This window comes from Microcoleus sp. D3_18a_C4 (genome assembly GCF_036702415.1).
Lineage (GTDB): Bacteria > Cyanobacteriota > Cyanobacteriia > Cyanobacteriales > Microcoleaceae > Microcoleus.
The window spans coordinates 145,749-168,005 of sequence record NZ_JAUBTI010000005.1 but is presented as its reverse complement, the minus strand read 5'-3'; the positions used below and the strand labels follow the sequence as shown (position 1 = coordinate 168,005).

Below are 22,257 nucleotides of genomic sequence, written 5' to 3'. Positions count from 1 at the left end.
CCACAAAGATTGAATTTTCTTGTGGAACAGGCATCTTGGCTGTTGATATTTAAAGCACAGGCAAGATGCCTGTTCCACAAAGATTGAATTTTCTTGTGGAACAGACATCTTGGCTGTTGATATTTAAAGCACAGGCAAGATGCCTGTTCCACAAAGATTGAATTTTCTTGTGGAACAGACATCTTGGCTGTTGATATTTAAAGCACAGGCAAGATGCCTGTTCCACAAAGATTGAATTTTCTTGTGGAACAGACATCTTGGCTGTTGATATTTAAAGCACAGGCAAGATGCCTGTGCCACAAAGATTGAATTTTCTTGTGGAACAGGCATCTTGCCTGTTCATATTTAAAGCACAGGCAAGATGCCTGTTCCACAAAGATTGAATTTTATTGTGGCACAGACATCTTGGCTGTTGACATTTAAAGCACAGGCAAGATGCCTGTGCCACAAAGATTGAATTTTCTTGTGGAACAGGCATCTTGCCTGTTCACAAAAGGTTTTGACACTAAGCGCTATAATCAAAAAGCTTTATTTTTAGTCCCTAACCCCCAATTATGAGAAGTTACTACTGCGGCGAACTGCGAAGCGAACACATCGGAGAGACTGTCACCCTTTACGGCTGGGTGGATCGCCGCCGCGATCATGGCGGGGTGATTTTTCTGGATGTGCGCGATCGATCGGGTATTGTGCAAATTGTCAGCGATCCTGAACGCACCCCCGATTCCTATCACGGGGCTGAGGCTTTACGCAGCGAATACGTGGTTAAAATTACTGGGCGAGTCACCAACCGCCCCCAAGATTCCCTAAACCCGAAATTGCCTACGGGTGAGGTGGAAATTTATGCTGACGAAATTGAGTTGTTGAATGCGGTTCGCAAACAGTTACCGTTTCAGGTGGCGACGGCGGAAAATGAAAGTGTGCGGGAAGATTTGCGGCTGAAATATCGGTATTTGGACTTGCGGCGCGATCGCATGAGTCGCAATTTGCAGCTTCGCCACCAAGTAGTCAAAGCTATGCGCCGCCACCTGGAAGATGTGGGAGGTTTTATTGAAGTTGAAACACCGATTTTAACGCGATCGACTCCTGAAGGTGCGAGAGATTATTTAGTTCCCAGCCGCGTCAATTTGGGCGAGTGGTACGCTTTGCCGCAGTCGCCGCAGTTGTTCAAACAATTGTTAATGGTTTCGGGTTTGGACAGATATTATCAAATTGCGCGCTGTTTCCGCGATGAAGATTTGCGCGCCGACAGACAGCCGGAATTCACACAATTAGACATGGAAATGAGTTTCATGTCTTTAGAAGAAGTTATCGAATTAAACGAAGGTTTAGTATCCCAGATTTTCCAAAGTGTCAAAGGCGTAGAATTGCCTCGTCCTTTTCCGCGCTTGACTTACGCTGAAGCAATGGATCGCTATGGTAGCGACAAACCGGATACTCGCTTCGGTATGGAATTAGTCGATGTTTCCGATTTGATGAAAGATTCGGGATTTAAAGTATTTTCCGGGGCGGTTGCTGCGGGCGGAATTGTGAAAGTTTTGCCGATTCCGGGCGGGAATGATGCGATTTCTAACGTGCGGATTAAACCGGGCGGCGATTTGTTTAAGGAAGCCACCGAAGCCGGTGCGAAGGGATTGGCTTACATCCGCGTGCGGGATAATGGCGAAATTGATACGATCGGCGCAATTAAGGATAATTTGACGGAAGCGCAAAAACAGGAATTGCTCGATCGCACGGGCGCGCAACCAGGTCATTTGTTGTTATTCGCAGCGGCTGATGTGACAACTGTCAATAAGACTTTGGATAGATTGCGTTTGTTTGTCGGTAACGAATTGGGATTGATTGACAAAGACAAGATGAATCTGCTGTGGGTGACAGATTTCCCGATGTTTGAATGGAACGCTGATGAGAAGCGTTTGGAAGCATTGCACCACCCGTTTACTGCGCCGCATCCTGATGATATTAATGATTTGAAAACTGCGAGAGCTCAAGCTTACGATTTGGTGTTAAACGGTACAGAAATCGGCGGCGGTTCTCTGCGGATTTATCAGCGGGAAGTTCAGGAAAAGGTGTTTGAGGCGATCGGCTTATCGACTGAGGAAGCTTACAATAAGTTTGGCTTTTTGTTGGATGCGTTTGAGTATGGAACTCCGCCCCACGGAGGCATTGCTTACGGTTTGGATCGGTTGGTGATGCTGTTGGCTGGTGAGGAATCGATTCGCGATGTGATTGCGTTTCCGAAGACGCAGCAGGCTGGTTGTTTGCTGACGAATGCGCCGGCTGGGGTGGATGAGAAGCAGTTGAAGGAGTTGCAAGTGCGATCGACTTATACACCCAAGTCATAAGTATGTAAAATACCTTGACCATTCTCAATAATCCTTTCAGGGCGGGTTCGCGTGCCCACCGCACAATAAAATTCATCTGTTGTGGAACAGGCCGAAAAGCCTGTTCTTGAGAATGGTGCAAGATGTGTGATAAAATAGAGTTAGAACAAAAAAAAGTTTTCGTATTAACACTTTTTTTAACGGCTATGGCAATAATTATGATTCAAGTTGATGAAAATATTAAGACAGCTTTTGAAGAAGCTAGTCCTAAGACTCAGCAAGAGTTAAGTTCGATTATTCAATTGTTTTTTAGACAAAATTTACACAATAAAACATTAACGGAGGTGATGGCAGAAATTTCCGATCGGGCTATGCAGCGAGGCTTAACGCCTGAAATTTTACAAGACATTTTAGCAGATAATAATGACGAATAGATTTGTCATTGATACGAATGTTTTAATCAGTGCTTTACTGTTTAAAACCTCAGTCCCATTTCGGGCGATTGAGTTGGCAGAAACACAAGGAATAATTTTATATTCTGAAACGACTTTAAATGAATTAGAGCAAGTTTTGAATCGTAAAAAGTTTAACAAGTATCTTTCTTTGGAAGATCGGCAGTTATTTTTACTAAAATTTATCAGTTCATCCCAATTAGTTTCTCTTACAGAAAAAATCACTGTTTGTCGAGATGAAAAAGATAATAGATTTTTAGAGTTGGCTGTTAGTGGTAATGCCAATGTAATTGTTACGGGTGATTTGGATTTATTGGTATTAACTCCTTTTCAAGGAGTCGAAATTGTTACTCCCGATATGTTTATTGAGAGATTTAGTTAATGCCATAATTACATGGCACGTCTTTAGACTAAAAACACTATAATTATCATAGATGTCCTTGCGTTTCCGAAGACGCAGCAGGCGGGTTGTTTGCTGACGAATGCGCCGGCTGATGTGGATGAGAAGCAGTTGAAGAAGTTGCAAGTGCGATCGACTTATACGCCCAAGTTATAATTATGAAACACCTTGACAATTTAACCATTCATAGGTTCCGAGGCCTGCGAGATTTGAACTTGCAGGACTTGGGCCAAATCAACATATTGGTTGGTGGGAATAACTCAGGTAAAACCAGCGTTTTAGAGGCGATATCAACCTATTGTCGCCCCTTAGATCCGCTGGAATGGCTGAACACATCGTGGCGAAGAGAGATTAAATCTTCCCGTAAACCCCAGCTAGATGCTCTTAGATGGCTGTTTCCTCAAAACAGTGAAGTCTCTCATGTCCATGTCTACGAAGGAGAAACTTATGTTTCAAGTAATGGCGATTTTCCTGTAACAGAATTGAGAGCAATTTACCGAGAGTTTGAAGGAGTTTCGCAGTTAGGCGAGGCAGAAAATAGCTCAGAATCTCAACTAGAAATTGACGAAATAGAATTTGACAATATTCTGCGAGGTGCTGAGTTAGAACTCAAAGTAGCAACAATTTCTGACCCAGAAGAATTATCAGTAAAATTTGAGATTTGGGAAAATCAGCGTTTTGTTAACAGAAAAAACCGCTCGACGGCGGTACTACCAATTGATACAGTAACACCGTTTTCTCACCGAATAGAACAGTTACAAATTAGCTTACTGTCAGAAGTTATTTTGTTGGGTATTAAGCCCGAAGTAATAAAATTACTGCAACAGATGGATTCAGAAATTACTGATTTAGTAATTTTGTCGCAAACTGGCAAACGTCCCAGCCTCTACATCGATCACAAACGTGTAGGTATTTCGCCGCTTAGTGCTTTTGGTGATGGAGTGCGGCGTTTGCTGTTCATTGCTTTAACACTGGTAAAAGTGGAGGGTGGCGTTTTATTAATTGACGAGATAGAAACAGCAATTCATACGGTCGCACTTGGCAGTTCCTTTGCTTGGATTGTGGATTGGTGTCAGCGATTGGACGTGCAATTATTTGCAACTACCCACAGTTTAGAAGCAATTGATGCGATGTTGGAGGCTAGCGATTCCGAGACAGATTTAGTTCTTTATCGTTTGGAAAAAAAGGAGTCACAAACTAAAGCAATCAGACTTGAACGGGAAAGATTGCAAAGATTGCGGGAGGATTTGGGTCAGGAGGTGCGCGTGTGAAATACGCCATTATTGGAGTAGAAGGACCTCACGACCAGGCATTTACAGGCAAGGTTCTCAAGCTTTTGGGTTTTAAAGATTTTCGAGAAGAGTTGAAAGGATTAAAGTCCGATTTAGACCCCTTCTGGCGCAAATTTATTCCTGTTTATCCTAAAAAAGGAAATTTGTACAAACGTCTTGATATGCCTTCTATTCTGTTTAATGATACTATCTCAGTCGCAATTTATGCAGGTGAAGGAAGCAATCTTGTGACCAATTTGGATGACATTTTATTCGCAAATTCTGAGTATCAAACAAATTTGGCAGCATTCGGGATAGTTGCCGATTGCGATAAATCAACTCCCGCTCAAGTTGTTGTAAAATATAGTAATTGCTTCCGAAAATACTTTCCTAATTTTCCCAACCAAGCAGGTGTTGTAGACGACATCAATATCCCCAGAACAGGAATTTATGTGTTGCCAGATAATGCTTCACAAGGTGTGCTTGATACTTTGCTGTGCAGTTGCGGAGAGATAGCTTATCCCGCGTACATGAAGAGAGCTAATTCTTATCTAGATTCTTATCTAGATGAGTTTTCCGATCAAGATGAATTTTCTCAAAAAGAGAGGAAATCTTTAAACTGGAAAAATTTCGATCGAGAAAAAGCTTTAGTTGCTACTGTTGTAAGTGTTCTCAAACCTGGAAAGACTAATACAACAAGTATTGCTGATAATAATTGGGTCAGCGAACAGACACAGCAGCAGGTTCCTGCTTTGGCAAATTTTATTGAGTTTTTGAGCCAACTTTTGGAAGTGAGTTAATGGACGATCGCACTTCACAACAAAAAAAGTGCGATCGCCCTCAACAATTACTCTTTCCAGTAACGGGTTAAAATCCGAATTACCTCACCCGCTATCGGCGATGGTAGAGGCGGGCTCCATTCCCCAACTTCTGCAAAACCTAAAACGTGCAACAGATTAACGATGCTGTCTACCGCTTTGGGAACGCCACACAACAGCAAACGAATCGGTTGCTTACCTTGAGGTACATCAGGAATTTCTTCCCGGAGCAGTTCAGGAACTGATTTTGGCTGTGATATCATACAGTTTCTCCTAAATATGGGAGTTCAAGCCCCCACCGAACGATCGTGAGTCTGAGCGGTGGGGGTTTGGTTTTGTGTTAACTCTAAAGTATCACGGTATGCACTCCGAGTCAACCCTTGAGGGTGAAATTGATACTGTAGAGGTCAAAAAAAGGTACAATAGGGCAGTAAAAGCACACATAACAGCCTTGCCCGCAAAACTCCCCAGAATAGTTGTATATCTTCCAGAAGAACTTAAAGCAGACCTAGAGCGGTTAGCCAAATCGCATCATCGGCCGGTCTCGAATATGGTATTGACATTAATTCAAGAAGCAGTCGATGAGGCTAAATCTGAGGGGAGAATTCAAAGCGACGATCGATCGCAGCAACAGAAAATCGACAGCGACGAGTAATATCATTTAAGGTTGTTTCGGAAGGATTTAACCGCAGAGGACGCAGAGAGCACAGAGGAAGAGAAGAGAGAAATGTCTATTTCCTGCTTCAGCTCGGTTGGTCAAATTCAGCAACCTGTTTTTGACCAATAGAGGTAATTGCTAAGACTAAAACACTTAACGTAAGGCCTAAAATCGCATAACTCGGTAGTGAAAAAATAGTTACTTTAAACAAATAAGGCAATTCCCCCCCCTTCCAGTTCCACCGCTTTCCTAGAAACACCAACAGCCCGCCATGAATCACAGCGGTTTGCACCATGACACAGCCAACGCCCAATAACCAAACCGACATTCTTTGCCTAGAGAAGGCACAATTTTTAATCTGAAAGCATAAATCATTCAGCAAAAAAACCACCGCCGGTGCTAACATCACAGAACTGGTGGGCTGAGAATAGTTGATAGCAATACTCAAAGTAGAAATTAGCACCATTTCAGATAAGTCAACTTTTTTTGACCAAGCATTGCGAGATTGTTTTTTGTAAAAATACCAACTCACTAAACCAACTAGCACCAAAATAATCAAGTCAGAAAATAGCTTCGCCACGAAGGGACTATCGGGGAAAAATCTCGGCCCCATAACCCTTAAATCAAGGCGACTCATAGAAATATAAGCATTATTCGATGGATCGTTGAGCCAGAGTGGAAATCCACGAGTCGCATCCTGTATAAATCCTGTTAAAGAATTGCCCGTTACAGCTAGACCTATAACTGCCAAAAAAGTTACCGTCACTATAGATATAAAAACTAGCTTAAACCGTCTTTTGATTAAAAAATAAGGAAGAAACAATATAACTAAAGTTGGTTTAAAAAGGGCAATTCCTAAGAAAATTCCTGCAATTACATCCCGATCGTTTCTAGCATAAATCAACATCCATAACAGCAGAACCGCAATAAAAGTTGCCACATTGCCAACTTGAAGATCGAAGACAAAACCGTAGAGGAATGCAACTGATATACTACAAATAGTCCTAAAAGCTCGTGAGTGCGACACCAACAAGATATTCGCTCCCCATAAAACAAAACCTGTGGCAATAAGATGCAGCCAAGTCCAGATGGTGAATGCAGTCTTCATGGGGAAATAGCCCAAAAACCACAGCGGAGGAATGATATTAGGTGGATAAACAAAAGATGGAATAAACCCACACACTTTAGTGATGCTACAGAAACCGATGTTAAACACCTCGACATTAAAGGGACTCAAATGCTGATGGGCTAATCTACTCGCTACATAAAACCACTTAAAATCCCAGTAAGGCGGATCGGGCCGAGTAGTCAGATTGTAAACCAACCAACCGCTATAACAGAGAAATCGGGTGAGAACTAATACAATAACTGCTTGCAAAATAAAGTTAACGATAGGTTGACGACAACACTGAGTCAACCTTTGGATCGAAGGATGTTTTAAAAACAAAGAATCTTGCCATGCTGTTTTTTCGGTATCTAATCGCCAATTAAATTTGAGAAACAAAGCAACTGCAATTATAATAATTATATTCCAGACTCCAAAGCTAATCATAGGTAATAATTTTATTAAAATTACTCTTTGATGATATCACAACCAGAAATTTGATCGTGTCCGATAGATCAACCATAATATCCCGGTCGGGGCGGGTTTTTGAGATAGTAAATTATTAACAGGTATTGTTGGTGAACCCGCCCCTACAAAAATCGCGGTTGCTCGACCGGACATGATATTATCAACTAAAAATCAGCCTTGGAACCTAGAATATAGACTTTTGTTCCGGGTTTTTGCCTCACTCTCTTTTATCTCTTTTCTCTGCGTCCTCTGCGCCCTCTGCGGTTAGAAAAAAAATCTTATTCACAAACGAAATAGCATTGCCATCCAAAAGCCCGATCGCACTTTAGCCCCTTATAACCCTGTTCACCCCCAAACATATGCGTTAACCTAGTTGACTACAACTTGTACCGCACTCCCCAACTAAATTCATGCTTCCCCGCATCCAAGAATTAGCCGCCACCCTAGCACCCCGCTTAATCGAAATACGCCGCCACATCCACTCCCACCCCGAACTCAGCGGCCAAGAATATCAAACCGCCGCCTACGTAGCCGGAGTTCTCGCATCCAGTGGAGTTCACGCCATCGAAGGAATCGGCAAAACAGGAGTGCTCGGCGAACTCAAAGGCAACAGCAGCGAGTCCCGGTGGCTGGCAATTCGCACCGATATGGACGCTTTGCCGATTCAAGAACGCACAAACTTAGAATTTGCCTCTCGCAACGAGGGAGTGATGCACGCCTGCGGCCACGACATCCACACCACCGTCGGTTTGGGCGCAGCAATGATATTGTCTCAGCTAGGGGAAAAATTGCCCGGTCACGTCCGCTTCTTGTTTCAGCCGGCAGAAGAGATTGCCCAAGGTGCTCAATGGATGATTAAAGACGGGGCGATGCAAGATGTTGACGGCATCCTCGGAGTGCACGTTTTCCCGACGATTCCCGGCGGTTGCGTCGGTATCCGCCACGGGGCACTGACGGCTGCGGCAGATGACCTAGAATTGATTGTGATGGGCGAATCCGGCCACGGTGCGCGCCCCCACGAGGCGATCGACGCAATTTGGATTGCTTCTCAGATAATTACCACTTTGCAGCAGGCAATTAGCCGCACGCAAAATCCTTTGAGGCCACTGGTTTTGACGATCGGGCAAATTAACGGCGGACGAGCGCCGAACGTGATTGCCGATCGAGTAAAATTATTGGGAACCGTGCGATCGCTGCATCCCGAAACCCACGAAAACCTGCCGGCTTGGATCGAACAAATTGTTTCCAGCGTTTGCGGGACTTACGGCGCTAAGTACGAACTCACCTACAAGCGCGGCGTGCCGGGAGTCCAAAACGACCCAAAACTCACGCAATTAGTCGAAACTGCGGCTTTAGAAGCTTTAGGTCGATCGCGCGTCCAGATTTTACCAGAACCATCCCTCGGCGCGGAAGATTTTTCGATGTACTTAGAACACGCACCGGGAACCATGTTTCGCTTAGGAGTGGGACTGACTGACAAACCGAACTATCCCCTCCATCACCCGCAATTTGAGGTCGATGAAGCAGCTATAGTTACGGGCGCTGTCACCTTAGCCTATGCCGCCTACCAATATTGGAAACACCAGTAACTATGTCAGGAGCGAAAATACACAAGCTTGTAGGATGCCTAATGGCATAACGATTTTAGATTTTAGATTTAGGTCTAGGGTGCGTCCGGGATAAAATTTGCTCGGTGTAAAGTTTATTTGCGCCTACCTACCTACTTAGGAGAATTCTGCCAATTAAACCAGCCTCTCTTTCGGAATCCCGCTCTAGCAGCCGCCAAATGTGCTAACGTACAATCAAAAATCCCCAAATTTCAACTATCGGGAGATAGATAACTGTGTCCGCTCAAGCACCTCCAACTCCCCATTACAAATGGTTTAGCTGCATATCTAGCACTGTTTTCAGCGCATTGTGCCTGTTGCCTCTTTTGGGCGCTGCGGGATACGCCCAAACTCCCCAAAATAGACCCATCAAAATCGGCGTAGTGCAGCGGTTTGGTACCAAAGCAACCGACAAACTGACGCTGAAAGCATTACCGGGCGACAGCTTAACTTTGCGTTACAAAACTCCTCAAGGCATAGAAACCAAAACTGCTGCTAGCGTCAAGTTAGAAATAGCCCCGAAACCTCTGGAATCGCCCTTAGTAGAAGAACGAGTTGTTCTGAGCTCCCACCGCAGTTTCGAGAGTGCAGAAGATAGCGCCAATCAGTGGCGCGCCCAGGGAATTGAGGTAGAAATTGCTCAACCTTTTCGCTGGCAAGTTTGGGCAAAAAGAGATGTTTACAACTCTCCTTTGGTGCGGCGCTGGCTGTTGCAAAGTTTGCAAGCTCAAGGGAACACAACAGCTTTTTTGGATTCCAAAGTTTTAAAACAAATACCCCAGGCATTTTGGGTTTTAAACGGCTTTCGTTTCAACCGCAATGAGTTGGATGTGACGGCCGGGAAAAATGTGATTGAGGTATTGGAACAAACCACCCAAGAGGCGACAGCTATTGAACCAGAAAAAGCAATTCAACAAACTCACCGTTATGGCGGCAGTTTGCACCTGCAAAAAAATGCTTACGGCACTTATACTTTGGTAAATAAAGTGCTGACCGAAACTTATTTGCGGGGTGTTGTTCCTCACGAAATTGGGGCTTTTTCGCCTTACGCTTCGATTGTCGCTCAAACTATTTTAGCGAGAACCTACGCCCTGAGAAATTTGCGCCGGTTTGCTGTGGATAATTATGAGTTGTGCGCTGATGTTAACTGTCAAGTTTATAAGGGTTTGACGGAGGTTTACCCGCAAAGTGATAAGGCGATCGCCCAAACGAGCGGTTTGGTGCTAACTTACGAAAATCAGCTAGTAGACGCGCTCTATTCCGCGTCTAGCGGCGGCGTGACAGCCTCTTTTAACGATGTGTGGGAGGGCGCGGAACGTCCATATTTGCGATCGATCGTCGATTCGCCTAATAATATTTGGGATTTGTCCAAGCAGAGTTTGTCTGACGAAAACAATTTCCGCCGCTTTATCAGTTTGCAAAAAGGGTTTAATGAGGAAAAACAAGACACTTTTCGGTGGCGCGAACCTGCTTCTTTGACAGCGATTGGTGGATTTCTCAAACAGTATCTTCAGAAGAAACAGCACCCGCTGGCTAATTTGAAAACTGTCACTCAGGTGGAAGTTGTGGAAAGGTCGCCCGCAGGTCGAGTTTTGAAAATGAAGGTTCAAACTGACTTGGGCCCTATCGATATCAACAAAGACGAGATTCGCAATGCTTTTTACCCGCCGATTAGCACGCTTTTTTACCTAGAACCAATTTACAATCCAGACAAAACTCTCAACGGTTATGCTTTTGTCGGAGGCGGTTTCGGGCACGGGGTGGGAATGAGTCAGACTGGTTCTTACAATTTGGCTAATTTGGGCTGGAATGGATCTCAAATTCTGGGCTTTTATTTTCCCGGCGCTCAAGTTGTGCCGCTCAGCGATAACATTACATTTTGGCAACCATAAAATTAAACTCCCAAAATTCAGTGAGGACTTGCGTAAAAACTATCGAATGCAAGCAGGAGCAATGCAATCTCAATCCCGGATTTTTCCGAATCTTTAGCGCAAGTCCTAAAATTTTGAGATTTTAGATTTTAGATTCTAGACAGGATTTTACGAGTTAACTAAAATCTGCTATCTAAAATCTAAAATTATTCGGTCAGCTATCGCCTCAAACTGCTATTAATCAATAGCTTGGAGTTAGAGCAGATGACTGACGGCCCCCTTTTTAGTACAGCTCTTCTTCTTTGTGAGTTTCTATCGTACAGTCAGACTGGGGATAGGCGACGCAGGTGAGGATCATTCCGGCCTCGATTTGGTCGTCGTCCAAGAAAGATTGGTCGGATTGGTCAATTGTGCCTGATATCAGTTTGCCGGCGCAGGTGGAGCAAGCTCCAGCGCGACAAGAGTAGGGGAGGTCTAGTCCTGCTTCTTCCGCAGCATCGAGAATGTAAGTATCGTCCTCAACGTCAATGGTCGTGTTAAGTCCTTCGGCTTCGCTGATGAGGGTAACTTTGTAAGTTGCCATGCACTAAATCCTCTCAAAAATTCAACAAGATTGATAATTTTTCCTAATGCAACCTTCAAGGCTCTATGAGCTTTGAGGTTAGGCATTAGGTTCGTTCCCTCTATGATAGTAGGGGATAGAAGCCCGGTTGCAACACTCATTTACAAAAAATTTGAATCGGATTAGTTATCACTTTTTTTAATTTCATCTTTATTACTTATACCTACTAAAGTCGGCGATTTAAATCATCGGCACTACACAAACAAAGTCCGCGCAACGCGAGACTAAATATCAGTCGTAAAACTTTTAGATTTTAGACTTGGGATTCTAGATTGGTTTCACAGTTAATCTAAAATCTGCCATCTAAAATCTAAAATTATTTGGTCAGCTATCTGCTCAAAGAGTTACGAATTTCTAGCTGGGAGTGACAGACTGATACTTTTAATCCAGACAATCTCCGACAACCTGAGAGAATCCAAATATAGCACACTCGTCAGACAGGTCTGAGAGTATGGTGGTATCCCACAAAGCTTTAAGGAAAATCCCTAAAGCGCTACTCAAACGAGGTGTTTTCTAACCACAGTTGGGGCCTTTAAAAATTTTAGAGCCACCTAACTTTTATGGCTCTCACCGTATTTTGCACAAATCAAGGAGGTGTATTCTTCACTGGTTTTGACCAACCTCGAACCGCAAGGATTACAGAGATGCTCTCACGCCAAAGCTTGAGAGAAGTGAGAGAAAGTCCAAGTCATCATTACTGATGGTGTTATGCAGGCTACTTCAGTCTACACCAATTGTCATGAGTATTAAGTAAAAGTCTAGGAAAATATCATCCTAGTAATTGCTCCTAGGGGATTGTTTCAGTCTTAGATACAGAAACCCGGTTTCTTAACATAATTGCCGTATTTCAGCTTAATTCTGGAAACGAGCAACCGGGTTTCTTAAGGTATCGCGCGGAGCGTCCTTTTTTAGTACAGCTCTTCTTCTTTGTGAGTTTCGATCGTACAGTCAGACTGGGGATAGGCGACGCAGGTGAGGACAAATCCGGCCTCTAGTTGGTCGTCATCTAAGAAAGATTGGTCGGATTGGTCAACTTTGCCTGCTGTGATTTTGCCGGCGCAGGTGGAGCAAGCTCCAGCGCGGCAAGAGTAGGGAAGGTCGAGTCCTGCTTCTTCAGCAGCATCAAGAATGTAAGTATCGTCATCAACGTCAATGGTCTGGTTAATTCCTTCGGCTTCGCTGATGAGGGTAACTTTGTAAGTCGCCATGCACTAATCCTCTCAAAAATTCAACAAGATTGATAATTTTTCCTAATGCAACCTTCAAGGCTCTATTAGCTTTGAGGTTAGCTCTTAGGTTTGTTCCCTCTATGATAGTAGGGGAAAGAAGCAAGGTTGCAACACTTATTTACAAAAAATTTGAATGGGATTAGTTATAACTTTTTCTAATTTCATCTTTATTACTTATACCTATGTTGGGTTCAGCCTTGTGATACTGTTGCCGCAAGACTTGCGCTAAACCACCGGGTTTCTAGGAAAAATCCTATTTTGAGCCCTACAGCACAAAAACCGGGTTGTTGGTATGCCGTGTGTCGATCGAGTTTCAGCAAGACTGGCTGCAAGGCAAGTCCCTGCCGGCGTTGAAATGTATAGTTAGAATCGCATCAAGACTTGGGTGTTGAAGGCTCGATCGAATAAATCGCACCACAACCACAGCTTAAAATCGGGGCGATAGAACCCTAAAGCCCTGCACCGCAAGTCTGTAACTATCTAAAATCTTAAATCTCAAATCCCATGACTAATATTGATACTCGCTTTGGTTTTTCGGTTAATTCTCCAATTCGCGTGGGGATTGTGGGTACTGGTTTTGCCGCTAAGTTGAGGGCGGAGACAATTCAAGCTGATGGGCGATCGAACTTGGTAGCAGTTGCGGGCCACTCCCCGGATAAAACCGCAGCATTTTGTCAAAGGTTCGGGGCAGAAGCTGCGGTTTCCTGGCGCAAGCTAGTAGAAAGAGACGATTTGGATTTGGTAATTGTGTGTACGGTGAACCAGGATCACGGGGCGATCGTCCTGGCCGCGCTCGAAAATGACAAGCACGTTGTGGTGGAATATCCTCTATCTTTAGACGTATCTGAAGCCGAAAGGGCGATCGAACTTGCCACCCAAAAGCAAAAACTCCTCCACATCGAACACATCGAACTGTTAGGCGGTTTGCACCAAGCCATCAAAGAATCTTTGCCATTAGTCGGTAAAGTTTTTTACGCCCGCTACATTACTATTACTCCTCAACATCCAGCGCCACAGCGGTGGACTTATCAACATTCCCTCTTTGGCTTTCCGTTAGTTGGTGCAATTTCGCGACTGCACCGATTTACCGATTTGTTCGGGGAAGTGGCAAGCGTTAACTGTCAAGCTCAATTTTGGGACAGTCAGCCGGATTTCTACAAAGCTTGTTTGTGCAATGCACAGTTGCGCTTTGCCAATGGCCTTGTCGCTGAAGCTGTTTATGGAAAAGGAGAGACTTTTTGGCAGTCGGAAAACATTTTCACCATCTACGGAGAAGCAGGAACGCTGGTTTTCACTCCCGAATCCGGTCAATTAATTCAGGGAGAAAATCGCCGGAACCTCAAAGTAGGAACGCGGCGCGGTTTGTTTGCCAAAGACACCGATATGGTGTTGGAATCTTTGTCAAAGGGTACACCTTTGTACGTGGATAAGGCTAGTAGCTTGTACGCTTTGAAGGTGGCCGATGCTGCGAGGCGATCGAGCGAGAGTCGGCAAAATGTGGTTCTTGTAAATTCGTAAAAAGCTAGCGAGAACAAGGTTATTTAATTGGCGGAATAATCCAATATAATTAAGATTTTGCACCCTTCTCAATTACCTATTTAGTAACGGGCCATAGAGCTTGTTACACAATAAAATTCCTTCTTTGTGGAACAGGGCCGAAAGCGTGTTATTGAGAAGGGTGCAAGATTTGAGATACAGCGGTTTCCGCTGTTATGAGGTACACTAAAATATCATTGTTGTAGTCAAACCTAATGCAAGCGTATTCTCTCGCTCTCCGGCAAAAAATAGTCAAGGCTCATGGGGCAGAAAAGATGTCAACCGAGGAAAGTAGCTACTAGATTTGGGGTCAGTAAAAGTTTAGTCCAAAACTGGTGAATCTTCAAAAAACCGAGGCTAATTTACAGCCGAAACAGAGAGGCAAACCGCAATTGAGTCATCTGACAAATGCCGAACTATTCGTCAAAGCACTGGTGGCCAACCATCCAGATGGCACTGGGGTAGAGTTGTGTGAAGTATTTGCTCATCAGACTGGAAATTGGGTGAGCAGAACGGCCATGTGTCGGTATTTGCAAAAGTTAGGATTAAATCGTAAAAAAAACATTGTATAGTAGCCAAGGCGCAACAGAAATAGTCCAAAAATTAAGAGTAGAATATTGGGAAACGCTCAAACATATTGAGCCAGACAACCTGGTATTTTTGGATGAAACTGGGATTCTACGCTCGCTTGACCAGAACTCATGCCCGTTCGCAACCGGGGACAATAGTATCCTTATTTAAACCATTTTATCGAGTCGCAAAGATTACAGCTATAGGTGCAATTAGTATCAACAAAATGCGGGCAGTAATTACAATAAATGATTTAATGGATGGAGCAGCATTAGCCGTATTCATTGATAAATCTTTGTGTCCTGAATTATGGGCAGGAGCAGTAGTAGTGAAGCATAATTTACCGCTGATAAACTAGCATCAATTGTACCATTGATTGAAGCTGTAGGCGCGAGTGTTATTTATTTATCTCCTTACTCGCGCCTATTTTAACCCTATTGAACTCTGGTGGTCAAAACTCAAATTTTTTGGCCGAGATTCGCTCCAAATAACGCATCTATGATTGATACAATAATAGCAGTTGCCCTCAATTTAATAAATCCTCAACCTTTAATAAATTGGGAAAGCAAGCTGTTGCTATTGTACCTCATAACAGCGGGAAGCGCTGTATCTGGATGAGACATTAGTGCGGTTTAGTCTAGTGTCCGGCGAGTAAAGAAAGCGATCGCCCAAACAAATCCTTTTTTAGGAAAAATGACCGCGATCGCCTATTTCCTCCCCATAGTTTCTCCCACTTAATTTAGGCAGACCAAGCTTCGCGAAAGTCAGCATAGAGGGTCAATCCACCATCAATATAGAGCGTTTGTCCCGTAATGTAAGCCGCTTCATCTGATGCGAGAAAGGCAACAGATGCCGCCATTTCCTCCGATGTGCCTGCCCGTCCCATTGGGATATGGCTTTCGACTACTGCCTTTTGTTCTGGATTGTCAGTCCAGCTTTCATTAATCGGTGTAATTGTTGCACCGGGCGCAATAGCATTGACGCGGATGCCTCGGTTTGCGTATTCCAACGCTAGGGTTTTAGTCAGATTTCCCATGCCGCCTTTGCTGATGGAATAGCTGATATACATCGGGCGGGGGATGATTTCATGCACACTGGAAATATTGATAATCACCCCAGGGCGCTGCTGCTCTAACAGATGCTTAATGGTTTCCCGCGCACAGAGATATGCACCTCGCAAATTGACGGCAATTATGCGATCGAATTCATCGGTTGGCACTTCATGGGATGCGCTTTCTGTTTGAATCCCAGCATTATTAATCAGGATATCCAGACTACCAAATTTATCAATAACAGTATTCACCATACGAAGGATGTCGTCTTCTTTGGAGACATCTCCCTGAACTAATAGCGTTTCAACCCCGCATTCCGATGCTTGTCCACAGGCTTTTTGCAGAGCTATTTCTTCAGTATCTTCTGCCTCTTCTAAGCTTTTGCGATAGTTAACGGCAATGTTGCAACCTTCTTGAGCGAGACGAATGGCGATCGCCTGCCCAATGCCTGAACTCGCTCCAGTAATGAGTGCGTTTTTTCCCTTTAAACCTTTCATAATTTCTCTCCCAGAGATTCAAAAAAAAATGTTGTAATCGAAACCTCAAGCCAACTAGCTTCAACATCAACCAGAAGGTTGTTGTGTCTTTCCCCCAGGTATTTTATCAATATCCAGGAGGCTGATTATTACGCCTGCGATCGGGATCGACAGAAAAACTCTGACCAATCCAGCGACTCGCAGCCCCACTAATAGCGCAAAGAACATAATGACTGGATTTATATTAATGGAGCCTTGCATAATACGGGGCATGAGTAAGTTTTCTTCAACCTGCTGTAAGACAATGCAACCCACTCAAACTTTCAAGCTGAGCAGAATTCCTTGAGGCAGAATAATCAGGCAGATGAGGCTAATCTCAATCGTTGCGCCAATACCGGGAATCAGGTCAAATGCGCCTGCCACTGCAGCCATGAGCCGTGCATAGGGAATATCCAGCCAAATAAACACCAGAAAGGTAGAAAGGCCGAAGAAGAGTGATAATAGCAACCTACCCCAAAAGAAACCCAAAAAATTCTTTTGAACTGCCCTGGTCAAATCATCGCGTAAGCCGGGTGGAAATAGCCTCATTATCAGATTCCATAGTAGTCTACCATCTAGCAGCGTAAAGAAGCCAACCACCGCAATCACAATCACATCTAGCAAGTTGAATAACACATTTTGCTGGAACAACCCCTGCCACTGATGCCGAGGGCTTGTTCGCGCAGTTGTGTCTCAAAGGTGCTGAAATCGACTGTAATATTGCGCTTTTGCAGAAACGATTGGAGTGTTTCCAACAGTGCGATCGCCGAGACTAAAAATTGAGGAGCCTGTTCCAATAACTGCTGTGCTTGGGAAATGATAGCTAGTCCTAACGTTGCCATTAACCCACCTAGAATCAACGAGGCAAGTAAAAACACCAGCACAACCGCTACTTAACGAGGGATGAAACGAGATACAAATTTGACTGGAGAGTTCAGCACAAAGGCGAGAATGGCTGCAAAAATAGAAACAATCAGAACCGTTTCAAAATAGGCCAACACCTGCACGATCGCCCAGCCAAGCGTCCATAGTAGCAGGTAGCGAATGAGTGGAGGATTGTTCAGGTGTTCCCACATCCGATTGGTGTTAATTTTTGGATTGTCAATTACAGCCTGTCAACCTCTCCACCCTTCTTCATCGGCCTGATTCATACCAATTTAATGTGAAGTTGCACATATCTCGCTCCCCCTCGCATACCCCCTACTCCCCCTGATTGTTGGGGGACGAAAGATCGGAATCTTGTCCCCCCTTTGTAGGGGCGGTGCCAAGAGTGCCCGCCCTCTTGGCTAGGGGGGATCGGATTCTACGGAGCCTCATAAAAAATTGGTATAAAGGTTTTGCTATACCTTATTGATTTGATTTATGCTTACCTAATTATTGAAGTTTCCCTACAATCAGACCGACAAGCACAATCAGACCTAATGCTCTACGAAAGTAATTAACTCCTTGAAATAATTCTTCCCAAGCCCAAGTAAACAAAGAGCCAAAGGCTACTAGCTCCAACCCTAAATTAATTTTACCTGTTGTAACAATGAGCGTTAATAAACTAGCTACAATCCCGACACTCAGTGGTAGATTTGGCATCTGAGCTATAACAATTTGGCCTTCGCTGTCGCGGAATGTGCGATCGAACAATGTGTTTTCCATGATTTTCTCGTGTCAATGTAATAAATAGAACCAGGTTAACATTCAATACTGCGGGCATTTTTGGCAACGATACTACAAGCTTTACAGGGCAAGGCTCATAAAAAAGTCAAATTAAATGCAAGTCAGGAGTGGAGATGACATTGATTTAATTATCTGCTGGGGCTCAAAGTATTTAGAAAATCAGCCATTCCGCCCTATAAAAAATGTCCGCACTCTTGAACAGTTAAAGATTTGAGTTAGGCTTGATAAAGTTGGGTTTTTTGATTTCTAATCATAAATTTATTCTGTTGATTTTTTCCCGCCTTCTAAAATTTTTTGCGTTGAATGGTTGTACGGTAGTTTTATAGTAAAATTAAAGAATTTAAATATCCTCTCTCGCTTGGCAGAGTTTAGATTAGAATATTATCTATAATTGGACAGACATAATCGTTTGTCTACTATCGCATCGAGAGCGCTCGACCTGATGCTCAAATCAAAGGTCAGCAATTCACAGCTCTAAACCTTTTCGTGAAGCAGGCTTTAATCTCAGTTAGCAGTGCAGTAATTTCTGTTTGCAGAGCTTGAATAGATTTTGTACCCGCTATTTCTGCTCGATCGCTCTGGGCATCCTGACTCACAAAAAATGTAGCCAGCGTTGCTCTCAAATAACCGCATAGCGCGATCGCACACAACGCCAGCAAAAAACAAAGCACCCGCCCTTGGGCTGTTTTCCGAAAGTCATCAGAGCCGATCGTGCTCATCAACATTCCCGTCAACCACAGCGCAGTGCCATAGTCATTAATGCCACCAGTACCATTAGGAAGTTCGCGCTCAAACGCATAAATTCCAGCCACTCAATTATGGGGACGATCGCTATCAGTTCAGAACCCGCATTTTGAAGCTAGTCCAGGCTTCCGGTGATTCAGCAGACGCACCATACAACCGCTATGTTTAAGCCGTCAAGATAGTAAAAAAGTCCTGCTTATTTACCATTTTTTTGACCAAATGGATCGAAACCAGCAACTTCTGCCAGCGTATAAAGTGGCCGGCCCTTCACCTCCTCATAAATCCGCCCTATATACTGGCCCAAAATCCCAATACTGACCAACTGCACCGCACCCAAAAAGAAAACCGCCATAATCACAATTGTCAAACCAGTTAATGCCGAGCCCGCAGAGAAAAGACGCCAATACAAAACCAAAAAAGCCATCAAAACAGACACGAAAGCCGAAAACAAACCCAAATAAATCGACAGTTGCAGAGGGACTTTTGAAAAAGATACTAAACCATTCATCGCCAAACTTAAAGATTTTCTGAAGGTATACTTAACCTCGCCTGCAAAGCGCGGATCGCGTTCAAACTTAACCGCCGTTTGTTTAAAACCAATCCAAGCCCGCAGTCCCCGAATGTAACGATTGCGTTCTGGCATGGCGTTGAGTACATCCACCACGCACCTATCCATCAAACAAAAATCTCCGGTATCTATCGGAATATCAACATCAGCAAGATGGCGCAAGATGCGATAATACATATAAGCCGGCAACCGCTTAAACCAACCTTCTTGACGGCGTTGAGTGCGTTGAGCGTAAACAACTTGATAGCCCTGCCGCCACTGTTCTACCATATCTATAATTAGCTCTGGCGGGTCTTGCAAATCGCCGTCCATGATGACTACAACTTGACCTCTAGAAAAGTTTAAACCTGCAGTTACAGCTATTTGATGACCGAAATTGCGGGCAAAACTGAGGTAACAAATTCGCGAGTCTTTTTCGTGCAATTCTCGCAAAAGTTCGAGAGAGCGATCGCGGCTACCATCATTGATTAAAATTAATTCTACTGGGCCGTCCATTCGATCCATCACGGCACTAATTCGCCGATACAATTCAGCGAGATTTTCTTCTTCGTTATAGATAGGAATTACCAAGGAATACTTAGGTGTATCGTTCATTGCAGTTTCTGTTTAAAAATCGGCTTGCTTTTCAACCGTTAAATCAAAAGTTTCTTTTTCCCCCAACACGCTGGCTGCTTCACGAGAGAGGTTCGACAGGTAATTTCCCTCTTTGAGCCAGACAACAGCAGCCCACAACATAGCCGCGTACCAAAACTTATCTATTTTCTTAAATCCGAAAAATAAAAGATACCATAAGACTGACGCACAGCGAAAACATCTGTTATCATAGATGTTTAGTTCAGACTATAAAAATAACAATCATAACCCATAGATTCAAAATTGCATGACAAATTCCAATTATCTTTGGCAAGCAAATCAAGACTTAAGCGAAGCTTGTCTGCAACATCCCTTTGTCAGAGGCATTGCTGACGGCAGCCTCCCCCAAAATAGTTTTGCATATTACGTTGCACAAGACGCATTTTTTCTGGGAGCCTTCGCTCGCGCTTACAGTATCGCTGCGGCAAAAGCACCCGACTGGGAGGGGTTTGAAATTCTCCACAATCTCGGCAGCGGTGTTTTAGAAGAACTTCGGTTGCATCAAGGATATGCAGACAAATGGGGTGTAAATTTGCAAGAGGCAAAACCGGGAATTGCTACCCGCCGCTACACAGATTTTTTATTAGCGACAGCCTGGGGAAGCGGTGTCGGTTTGACAGTAGCCGCGATGACTCCTTGCTTGCGGTTGTATGCTTTTTTGGGACAGCAGCTAGCTAAACCTAATATACCGGAACACGCCTTTAGCGACTGGATTTCCACCTATAGCAGCCCGGATTTTGAGATTTTAGCAAAACGGCTGGAAAGTTTAGTCGATCGCTACGCAGAAGCTACGCCGGAAGTAGAAGCAACCTATCACTACGCCATGTTGTGCGAAAGAGACTTTTTTCAGGCAGCTTGGGAAATAGAGTAAATTAAGTTTGGGCAAAAGATATTAAGAGCGATCGCCCCTAAGCTACCCACAGCCAACTAGCAAACCTCACGGAAAAGCGCAGCAGAAATATACCAAACAATCCCATCAACCCGTAACCCCAACGAGGTCTAGCCGCCAATAACAAGCCAAGACCTATTGACAGCGGCACAATACCGTAAGCGTAGCGCTCTACAGACTGTAAAGCTCCCGAAGTAACCAGCAGGGCCAAAGAGCAAAAACCGAAGCAAAGGATGGTAATGCTCAACCTTTTTCGTAAATACCACAACAAATAGCAACCGCCAAAAACCATCCCAACTTTAGTAGCAGCGTACAAACTGAAACTGAAAAACTCCTTAAATATCTCCAACCAAGTAGGCTGAACCCATGCTTTTTGGATGTGAATAAATGCTAAAGGATCTTCCAAATTAATAGCACAGTATAAAATAAATGAAAAGAACCCGATCGCGCTAGCAAAACCAGCAGCATAAGCGAGGGGAGGTCTTTTTTCCCTCCAAGCTGTCAGCAAAAAAGTAGGTATCAGGGCTACTCCTGGCCCTCTAGTAGCAGTCGTCAAAGCTCCCCAAAAAGCCGCCCAAATATACTCGCCCCTCTCAAAAGCTCGTAAAGCCGATGCTGTCAGGAACAAAAACAATCCTTCTGTATACATGACAGTGCAAAATAGTGAGAACGGACACCAAGCTAACACAGCAGTTGTCCACTTCGCTGCACCAGCATCGTATCGCTCCTCTACCCAAAAGTACACCAGCACTAAGGCAGCCAAAAACGCCAAAGAGTTGATTAATACCCCTGCTGCGTCGGCTCGCATTCCGAGGGTCATCAGCCCCCGAATTAGTAAGGGAAAAAGCGGATAGAAGGCAACGGAGTGCTGCTGCCCGTCATTTGCATAGCTGTAGCCTAAATGAGCGATTTGGGTGTACCATTTACCGTCCCAGTGCGAAAACAGTTCCCAGCCGCTTTTGGGAAGGAAGCCACTGACTAAACCCAGAACCGGCCAATTGTACACTGGTGGCTCCTTGCAGACTAAAGGGGCAATTACCTGCATCCCGATCGCAATTATCGATCGGCTCAGAAACCACATAGCAATTACAAAAATTAACCCGTCCCTGCTTTTCGAGCGCGGACGGTGCGGAATTACTTCTAGCCCTAAATCAGTATTTGTCATTGCTCAAACAGCGAAAGACTGTAGATTTAAAATTAAAGTATAGTCCGCTGCCGAGCGATCGCCAAATATATACGTAAGTACAGCCGTACTGCTAA

Annotated in this window: 25 protein-coding genes and 1 pseudogene; 12 read left to right on the top strand and 14 right to left on the bottom strand. The window is 44.2% G+C overall.

The genetic code is table 11. From position 1 onward, the window contains the following. Positions 1–123: 123 nt before the first annotated feature. Complete coding sequence (locus tag QUB16_RS04735; RefSeq protein WP_333314379.1) at positions 124–330, bottom strand: hypothetical protein; 207 nt, start codon at positions 328–330, stop codon at positions 124–126. 224 nt (positions 331–554) lie between these two features. Here QUB16_RS04735 and aspS point away from each other — a divergent pair, with 224 nt between their 5' ends. From aspS to QUB16_RS04710, 5 genes are all read left to right on the top strand, one after another. Then, positions 555–2,342: an aspartate--tRNA ligase gene (gene aspS, locus QUB16_RS04730; protein ID WP_333314378.1), complete on the top strand. Its 1,788-nt coding sequence runs from the start codon at positions 555–557 to the stop codon at positions 2,340–2,342. A gap of 122 nt (positions 2,343–2,464) precedes the next feature. Further along, positions 2,465–2,755 (top strand): hypothetical protein, encoded by a 291-nt coding sequence (locus tag QUB16_RS04725; RefSeq protein WP_333314376.1) that lies wholly within the window; start codon positions 2,465–2,467, stop codon positions 2,753–2,755. Continuing rightward, positions 2,745–3,155: a putative toxin-antitoxin system toxin component, PIN family gene (locus QUB16_RS04720; RefSeq protein ID WP_333314374.1), complete on the top strand. Its 411-nt coding sequence runs from the start codon at positions 2,745–2,747 to the stop codon at positions 3,153–3,155. The genes QUB16_RS04725 and QUB16_RS04720 overlap by 11 nt, the downstream gene beginning before the upstream one ends. A gap of 176 nt (positions 3,156–3,331) precedes the next feature. Next, positions 3,332–4,444 (top strand): AAA family ATPase, encoded by a 1,113-nt coding sequence (locus tag QUB16_RS04715; RefSeq protein ID WP_333314373.1) that lies wholly within the window; start codon positions 3,332–3,334, stop codon positions 4,442–4,444. Continuing rightward, positions 4,441–5,244, top strand: coding sequence for a DUF3226 domain-containing protein (locus QUB16_RS04710; RefSeq protein WP_333314372.1), 804 nt, complete (start codon positions 4,441–4,443; stop codon positions 5,242–5,244). The genes QUB16_RS04715 and QUB16_RS04710 overlap by 4 nt, the downstream gene beginning before the upstream one ends. A gap of 47 nt (positions 5,245–5,291) precedes the next feature. Here the strand turns inward: QUB16_RS04710 and QUB16_RS04705 are convergent, their stop codons facing one another. Next, a complete protein-coding gene (locus QUB16_RS04705; protein WP_190663608.1) occupies positions 5,292–5,525 on the bottom strand; it encodes a hypothetical protein in 234 nt (77 codons plus the stop codon). Positions 5,526–5,599: 74 nt separating this feature from the next. Between QUB16_RS04705 and QUB16_RS04700 the strand changes: the two genes are divergently transcribed. Continuing rightward, positions 5,600–5,917, top strand: a complete 318-nt coding sequence (locus tag QUB16_RS04700; RefSeq protein ID WP_333314371.1) for a ribbon-helix-helix domain-containing protein — start codon at positions 5,600–5,602, stop codon at positions 5,915–5,917. 88 nt (positions 5,918–6,005) lie between these two features. On the opposite strand, the gene QUB16_RS04695 is transcribed toward QUB16_RS04700, so the two are convergent. Next, the gene (locus QUB16_RS04695) at positions 6,006–7,472 is read right to left on the bottom strand and encodes a glycosyltransferase family 87 protein (protein WP_333314369.1); all 1,467 of its coding nucleotides are present in this window, start codon (positions 7,470–7,472) and stop codon (positions 6,006–6,008) included. A 431-nt stretch (positions 7,473–7,903) separates the two neighbouring features. Between QUB16_RS04695 and QUB16_RS04690 the strand changes: the two genes are divergently transcribed. Together QUB16_RS04690 and QUB16_RS04685 are read left to right on the top strand one after the other, a co-directional pair. Then, entirely contained in the window at positions 7,904–9,082 is a 1,179-nt protein-coding gene (locus QUB16_RS04690) for a M20 family metallopeptidase (RefSeq protein WP_333314368.1), read from the top strand. A 254-nt stretch (positions 9,083–9,336) separates the two neighbouring features. Further along, on the top strand, positions 9,337–10,992 hold the full coding sequence (locus QUB16_RS04685) for a SpoIID/LytB domain-containing protein (protein ID WP_333314367.1): 1,656 nt from the start codon (positions 9,337–9,339) through the stop codon (positions 10,990–10,992). A gap of 262 nt (positions 10,993–11,254) precedes the next feature. Here QUB16_RS04685 and QUB16_RS04680 read toward each other — a convergent pair whose 3' ends face one another. Continuing rightward, entirely contained in the window at positions 11,255–11,554 is a 300-nt protein-coding gene (locus QUB16_RS04680; RefSeq protein WP_333314365.1) for a ferredoxin, read from the bottom strand. A gap of 947 nt (positions 11,555–12,501) precedes the next feature. Continuing rightward, entirely contained in the window at positions 12,502–12,801 is a 300-nt protein-coding gene (locus tag QUB16_RS04675; protein ID WP_333109642.1) for a ferredoxin, read from the bottom strand. A gap of 525 nt (positions 12,802–13,326) precedes the next feature. Between QUB16_RS04675 and QUB16_RS04670 the strand changes: the two genes are divergently transcribed. The 3 genes from QUB16_RS04670 to QUB16_RS04660 all read left to right on the top strand — a co-directional run bounded on the left by QUB16_RS04670 (position 13,327) and on the right by QUB16_RS04660 (position 15,286). Further along, a complete protein-coding gene (locus QUB16_RS04670) occupies positions 13,327–14,340 on the top strand; it encodes a Gfo/Idh/MocA family oxidoreductase (RefSeq protein ID WP_333314363.1) in 1,014 nt (337 codons plus the stop codon). 353 nt (positions 14,341–14,693) lie between these two features. Continuing rightward, entirely contained in the window at positions 14,694–14,930 is a 237-nt protein-coding gene (locus QUB16_RS04665) for a hypothetical protein (protein WP_333314361.1), read from the top strand. A gap of 92 nt (positions 14,931–15,022) precedes the next feature. Then, on the top strand, positions 15,023–15,286 hold the full coding sequence (locus QUB16_RS04660; RefSeq protein ID WP_333314360.1) for a hypothetical protein: 264 nt from the start codon (positions 15,023–15,025) through the stop codon (positions 15,284–15,286). A gap of 381 nt (positions 15,287–15,667) precedes the next feature. Here QUB16_RS04660 and QUB16_RS04655 read toward each other — a convergent pair whose 3' ends face one another. The 8 genes and pseudogenes from QUB16_RS04655 to QUB16_RS04620 form a co-directional block, all read right to left on the bottom strand. Next, positions 15,668–16,477: a glucose 1-dehydrogenase gene (locus QUB16_RS04655; RefSeq protein ID WP_333314358.1), complete on the bottom strand. Its 810-nt coding sequence runs from the start codon at positions 16,475–16,477 to the stop codon at positions 15,668–15,670. A gap of 66 nt (positions 16,478–16,543) precedes the next feature. Further along, positions 16,544–17,095, bottom strand: a pseudogene (locus QUB16_RS04650) (AI-2E family transporter). A 17-nt stretch (positions 17,096–17,112) separates the two neighbouring features. After that, positions 17,113–17,337 carry a hypothetical protein gene (locus QUB16_RS04645; RefSeq protein ID WP_333314357.1) on the bottom strand — a complete coding sequence of 75 codons (225 nt, stop codon included), beginning with the start codon at positions 17,335–17,337 and terminating at the stop codon, positions 17,113–17,115. A gap of 51 nt (positions 17,338–17,388) precedes the next feature. Continuing rightward, positions 17,389–17,571, bottom strand: coding sequence for a hypothetical protein (locus QUB16_RS04640; RefSeq protein WP_333314355.1), 183 nt, complete (start codon positions 17,569–17,571; stop codon positions 17,389–17,391). Between the two features lie 298 nt (positions 17,572–17,869). Further along, positions 17,870–18,142 (bottom strand): hypothetical protein, encoded by a 273-nt coding sequence (locus tag QUB16_RS04635; protein ID WP_333314354.1) that lies wholly within the window; start codon positions 18,140–18,142, stop codon positions 17,870–17,872. A 479-nt stretch (positions 18,143–18,621) separates the two neighbouring features. Further along, positions 18,622–18,975 carry an ion channel gene (locus QUB16_RS04630; RefSeq protein ID WP_333314353.1) on the bottom strand — a complete coding sequence of 118 codons (354 nt, stop codon included), beginning with the start codon at positions 18,973–18,975 and terminating at the stop codon, positions 18,622–18,624. 128 nt (positions 18,976–19,103) lie between these two features. Continuing rightward, positions 19,104–20,069: a glycosyltransferase family 2 protein gene (locus tag QUB16_RS04625; protein ID WP_333314351.1), complete on the bottom strand. Its 966-nt coding sequence runs from the start codon at positions 20,067–20,069 to the stop codon at positions 19,104–19,106. Positions 20,070–20,081: 12 nt separating this feature from the next. Further along, a complete protein-coding gene (locus tag QUB16_RS04620; protein ID WP_333314349.1) occupies positions 20,082–20,210 on the bottom strand; it encodes a hypothetical protein in 129 nt (42 codons plus the stop codon). Positions 20,211–20,355: 145 nt separating this feature from the next. Between QUB16_RS04620 and QUB16_RS04615 the strand changes: the two genes are divergently transcribed. Further along, positions 20,356–20,979 carry a TenA family protein gene (locus QUB16_RS04615; RefSeq protein ID WP_333287755.1) on the top strand — a complete coding sequence of 208 codons (624 nt, stop codon included), beginning with the start codon at positions 20,356–20,358 and terminating at the stop codon, positions 20,977–20,979. A gap of 37 nt (positions 20,980–21,016) precedes the next feature. Here the strand turns inward: QUB16_RS04615 and QUB16_RS04610 are convergent, their stop codons facing one another. Next, positions 21,017–22,162 (bottom strand): mannosyltransferase family protein, encoded by a 1,146-nt coding sequence (locus QUB16_RS04610; protein WP_333314348.1) that lies wholly within the window; start codon positions 22,160–22,162, stop codon positions 21,017–21,019. Between the last annotated feature and the right edge of the window lie 95 nt (positions 22,163–22,257).